Annotated in this window: 5 protein-coding genes, 1 tRNA gene and 1 pseudogene; 3 read left to right on the top strand and 4 right to left on the bottom strand. The window is 58.9% G+C overall.

Annotated elements, in window-relative coordinates; all coding sequences use genetic code 11:
* Positions 1–86: 86 nt before the first annotated feature.
* On the bottom strand, positions 87–563 hold the full coding sequence (locus FLM9_RS08720) for an SGNH/GDSL hydrolase family protein (protein ID WP_368794369.1): 477 nt from the start codon (positions 561–563) through the stop codon (positions 87–89).
* Between FLM9_RS08720 and FLM9_RS02965 the strand changes: the two genes are divergently transcribed.
* Positions 444–728 carry a hypothetical protein gene (locus FLM9_RS02965; protein ID WP_143324570.1) on the top strand — a complete coding sequence of 95 codons (285 nt, stop codon included), beginning with the start codon at positions 444–446 and terminating at the stop codon, positions 726–728. The genes FLM9_RS08720 and FLM9_RS02965 overlap by 120 nt on opposite strands.
* 107 nt (positions 729–835) lie before the next feature.
* Positions 836–908: transfer RNA gene (locus FLM9_RS02960), tRNA-Ala, on the top strand.
* Positions 909–957: 49 nt separating this feature from the next.
* Here the strand turns inward: FLM9_RS02960 and FLM9_RS02955 are convergent.
* On the bottom strand, positions 958–2,460 hold the full coding sequence (locus FLM9_RS02955) for an apolipoprotein N-acyltransferase (protein WP_257242975.1): 1,503 nt from the start codon (positions 2,458–2,460) through the stop codon (positions 958–960).
* Positions 2,461–2,780: 320 nt separating this feature from the next.
* Here FLM9_RS02955 and FLM9_RS08510 point away from each other — a divergent pair.
* Positions 2,781–3,146 (top strand): annotated as a pseudogene (locus tag FLM9_RS08510) (AbrB family transcriptional regulator); the annotation flags it as partial.
* 49 nt (positions 3,147–3,195) lie between these two features.
* On the opposite strand, the gene FLM9_RS08505 reads toward FLM9_RS08510, so the two are convergent.
* The gene (locus FLM9_RS08505; RefSeq protein ID WP_257242976.1) at positions 3,196–3,468 is read right to left on the bottom strand and encodes a hypothetical protein; all 273 of its coding nucleotides are present in this window, start codon (positions 3,466–3,468) and stop codon (positions 3,196–3,198) included.
* A gap of 188 nt (positions 3,469–3,656) precedes the next feature.
* Positions 3,657–3,935, bottom strand: coding sequence for a 4a-hydroxytetrahydrobiopterin dehydratase (locus FLM9_RS02945; RefSeq protein ID WP_074457187.1), 279 nt, complete (start codon positions 3,933–3,935; stop codon positions 3,657–3,659).
* Between the last annotated feature and the right edge of the window lie 452 nt (positions 3,936–4,387).

The following is a 4,387-nucleotide window of genomic DNA, read 5'->3' as shown; positions in this document are numbered from 1 at the left end:
GAAAAGGGTTTACGTAAGCCAGCAGATTTTTCCAGGCGGGGAGAGGACGATTTTTCAAGGTGCCCAATAGTCTCTGCATCTTGATCCTACAGGAATTTGATTTGTTGTAAATAGTCTAGTGCTGCTCTTCTGGAACGCCTGCTCAGGTTGTTTAATTGATGAGAGAGCACATAGACGCCGTCTGTGACGGCAGACGGGGATCCCAGGCCCAAAGCTTGCCCTACTGCCGTCAAAGATCCTTCAGGCCCCACAAGGTTAAGATCATTGGAGCCACCCCATAAAATGTAAAGCGAATCCGGATCAGCGCCTCCATGGTCTGCCAGATGCCTCATCATTTGACTTTGCGCCGATCCCTGTTGGCTGCATCCTCTGGTTGAGTCGGGCTCTGTGCTGATGCAAGCGCCACCCATAGCATAATTTGTCCCTCCCTTCTTCAATGACCGATGCTTCCCTGGTCCTCCGTAAAACTTCTCAACGTACTGGGTCCAGACCCAGTCGGGATTGGTGGAGAAATTCGTGCCTTCAGGATATTGAAGACGGGGCGGCGCCTGCCGGTTCTGCAGGTCTGCCGCATTGCCCGGATCACTCAGGCTATCACCAAACACAACCACGGCATTAAAGGGTTGCGCCTGGGCAGCACCAGCCAGGCTCCAGAGCGTCGTCAGCAAAGCCGTTCCCCAGCAACTGAATCCCCGCAGCCCGCCATTGATCAACTGCTGCCAGTTTAAGGCTGTGGCCCTGGCGTGGTGCTGTGCAGGTCTTGCGCATCTGGTCAAGGATCTGCTATATGTTTTCCTACTGGGTCACCTGGGGAGTTTTCCCCAAACATCCCACCGGGGCCATAGCTCAGTTGGTAGAGCACCTGCATGGCATGCAGGGGGTCAGGAGTTCGAGTCTCCTTGGCTCCATTCATCACCGTCACCACCCAGCCAGGCTTGCCGTGGTTGGCGGGGTGTTTCACGGGCTGGCGGGCTGATTCACGGGGCGGCGGTTGAGCGCCAACAGCAGGCCAGAGATCATGAGAGGCCAGTCCCCTATACGGCTATAGGGGGTGAGCGCTGTGCCCAGGGGGACGTCCCAGACGGTGGAGGCCACCACGGCGGGATCCAGTTGCGCTGTGATTTTCCCTTGACTGTTGATGAGGGCTGTAGGCCCGGTGTTGCTGACCACCACCAGCCAACGGCCGTTTTCGATGGCCCGTTGCTGGGCAAGGGCCAGAAACTGCTGGTGCAACAGCCTGGGATAGGGATCCAGGTTGGCCACAGCCAGCAGCAATTGGGCCCCATCGTGGGTCGCCTCCGCCAAGCCGTGGGCCTGGCTGATTTCGTAGCAGATGGCCACCCCGGCCCGCCATGGCAAGGGCTTGCCCTCCAAAAGCCGCTCCGCTGGCCCTGGTTGGAGACCGCCAACCGCAGAAAGGCCGTCATTGGCCAGCAATCCACGCCATGGAAGCCATTCTCCCAGCAGCACCAAGCGGTGTTTATCCAAAGCCATGGTGGGATCACGGGCGCCAGCCGGGTACACCAGCAGGCTGCTGCGCAGACCCCTCTGTTCACGGCGAAACCCACCGGTGACCAGTCCAATGCCTTCCACCGTGGGAGGGGACTGATCCAGGGCCAGGGTTCCTTCAGGAAGGAGCAACCAGGGTGCTCCCCGTTGAACAGCGCGGTTCATGGCCAGGGTGAGGCGTCGCTCCAGCGCCACCACGGCTGTCCAGGTGAATTTCTGCCGCGTCGGAATCACCGGTTGCAGCACCCCCATGCGAATTGGCGACCCCTGGATGTCCACCAGGGCCATGAGTCCAAGACTATGGAGTGCAATGACCATTACGGCTCCTCCGGCCAACCAGCGACTGCGCTCACCTGACGGAGCCTTGCAGAAACGCCAGAGCCACCAGCCAGCCAATACCTGAACAGCCGCCAATAACCCTGGCCCCGCCAAGCTGCCGAGACCAGCCAGGGCGCGATCATAGGGCGCCGCTACCGTACTCAGTCCCAGCCAGAACAGGGGACCATGGGCCAGCAGCACCTCACCGCATCCCCACAGCAGGGCCATGGTCAATGCACCGCGGTACCCTGGCAACGGGTAAAAGCGCGCCAGCCACCACCAAAGGCCCACAACCAACGACCCGCCACCACCCACCAGCAACCAGAGCAACACGGTGAGCGGACGGCTCAACGGGTTGGGGACACCCAGCCAGCCCAGAGGATGAAGCCAAAGCAGCCAGATGTGGCTCGTGAGTAAAGCAGCCCCACCCCAACCAGCCGCCGGCATCAGGCCTTGGGCAATCGAGCGGCGACCCACGGCCTCCCAGAGGGGAATCAGGGTCAACCACAGCAGCGGAGGTGCCCCCCAAGGGACCACACTGAGACCAGCCAGCGCCCCGGCAACACTGGCCAGGCCAAAGAAGACCCATGGGTGAACCAGGGCCACCCTCAACGTCGTAAGCCTTCTTGCCATGCCGGCCTGGGTTGCATGCATCCGTTCAGCCCGAGTCAATGTAGACAAACACCCCAGTGGCCATGATTGCCTGCGGTTGAGCCGTAACCCGTCTTTGGACAAGATGGTGGTCCGTACAGTACAGACAGGGGGCTTTTGTCACGAGAATCAACGCCATGGTTGTCCGTTTCCTTATGGCCATCGCCAGGGGTCTGGTGGATGCTTGATCAACTGCTGAACCCATGCTGTTGGCAATCTCAACTATCTTCTCACAGTTCAGATGGCATCAACACTAAGACGATTATGTTAGGATATGAAGTGTACCCATCGAGTATCTAAACATGCTTCGAGGTTCTGAACTGCTGTCCAAAGTCAAAGAGCTGGGTTCTATGCCCAAATCAGAGGTGGTGCGGGCATGTGGCTACGTTAGTCCCCGTAAGGACGGCTCTCAGCGTCTAAACTACACGTCCTTCTATGAGGCACTGCTGGAAGCCAAGGGGATGAGCTTCGGTGGCGCTGGGGAAAGCGCTAGCCGTAGAGATTCAGTAGGCCGCAAGCTCAGCTACACTGCCAAGGTGCATTTCAACGGCAACTTACTCGTCGGCAAGGCCTACACCTCTGTGCTGGGGTTAAAGCCAGGAGATGAGTTTGACATCAAGCTGGAACGGAAAGGCATTCGCCTGATTCCCAAGCATCGCTCGGAAGACATGATGGCAGGTGTATCTGTCCCTGGGGAGGCACCGGAGGAGCCATCCGCTACCGCTCCCGTATCTTCCACTCCAGTCCTGGAACTGGAGACAACAGCCTCCGTTGCTGCCCAGGATGCTCCGGTGGCTTCCCCATCGGTGCCTCCAGCACCTCCCGTTGCCCCGGCGCCAATTCCAACACCAATTCCGGCTCCACCACCAACGCCAGTGGCCGCTCCGGCTGCGCCTCCGGCACCTGGTAGGCCTCCCATCCCACAATCTGCGCCTGTCGCCACCCCTGCACCGGCCAATCTCCCCAGCGCCGTTCCACAGCAGTCCTCACCCCAAACACCACCTGTGGATTCCTGGGAAGATTCCTTGCGCAAGCTGGATCAATCCTCCCGTCCAGAGCGTTGGGATGCCTGATGCAGGCCAGCAATCCCCGGTATGACCGGGGATTGCTCTTAATCCGTGGGCCAGGTTTCTTTCTGCCGGGGAGGAAAGCCTAGTCTCTGCGTCACAGAGTTTGGTTCACCGAATGCAGTCAATAGCTTTTGCCAAGTTGAAATCCTTCTCGGTTAGCCCACCCGCATCATGTGTTGTGAGCAGTACTGTGCAACGCCCCCAGCCAATCTCCAAGTCAGGATGGTGGCCCTGACTTTCTGCAAGGGGCGTGATGGCCTGTGCGAAGGCCATGGCATCTACGAAATTCCTGAACGTTCCACAGAGAACCAGGCGTTTCCCGTGACGTTGCCAGCCCGTACCGAGTTCTTGCAGTTTGGTGTTGATTGCCGCTTCCTCAAGCGCCATGGCGAGAAGTCCCTAGCTGGTGTGAGCAAGTTCAGTATGTCACACACCAGGTTGGAGGCTGATCAGAAACGATGCCCCTGGCCAGGAGTCCTGGCCAGGGGCTCTCGTCGGGTCCGGTGATTGTCGGAACCTCAGCGATCTGTCACAGCTCGCGCCGCTGAAGGCAGCGCAAAGACGTGTTAAGAGGCTTTCTCCGCAAGTGGCAGACCCTCAACAATACAACTGTGGGACACAAACACCTCCTCCCGATGGGGGATAAGTCTCAGCCGGCGAGGCTTTCGGGATGATCGGAACCTTTTGGGGGTTCCATCATCCCACCTGCTGCTGAGTGAACAAAGGCAGCTTACCGGAAAAGCCGCCAGCTTTGCTTGGCTGTGGGTTCACCTCCCCATTGATTTAGAGAGCGTTACCACGTGGGAGGACCTCTTCAGGGAATAGGAAGCGTTCGTGAG

It is taken from the genome of Candidatus Synechococcus spongiarum, assembly GCF_900047545.1.
Classification (GTDB): Bacteria; Cyanobacteriota; Cyanobacteriia; order PCC-6307; family Cyanobiaceae; genus Synechococcus_B; species Synechococcus_B spongiarum_C.
Note: the sequence above shows the minus strand (reverse complement) of the source record. Positions and strands in the feature narration are given on the sequence as shown.

What these genes read in the sequence shown, in the direction of transcription:
- FLM9_RS02945 (WP_074457187.1), bottom strand. Translation starts at nt 3,935, where the DNA reads ATGGCGCTTGAGGAAGCGGCAATCAACACCAAACTGCAAGAACTCGGT.
- FLM9_RS02965 (WP_143324570.1), top strand. Translation starts at nt 444, where the DNA reads ATGCTTCCCTGGTCCTCCGTAAAACTTCTCAACGTACTGGGTCCAGAC.
- FLM9_RS02955 (WP_257242975.1), bottom strand. Translation starts at nt 2,460, where the DNA reads ATGGCAAGAAGGCTTACGACGTTGAGGGTGGCCCTGGTTCACCCATGG.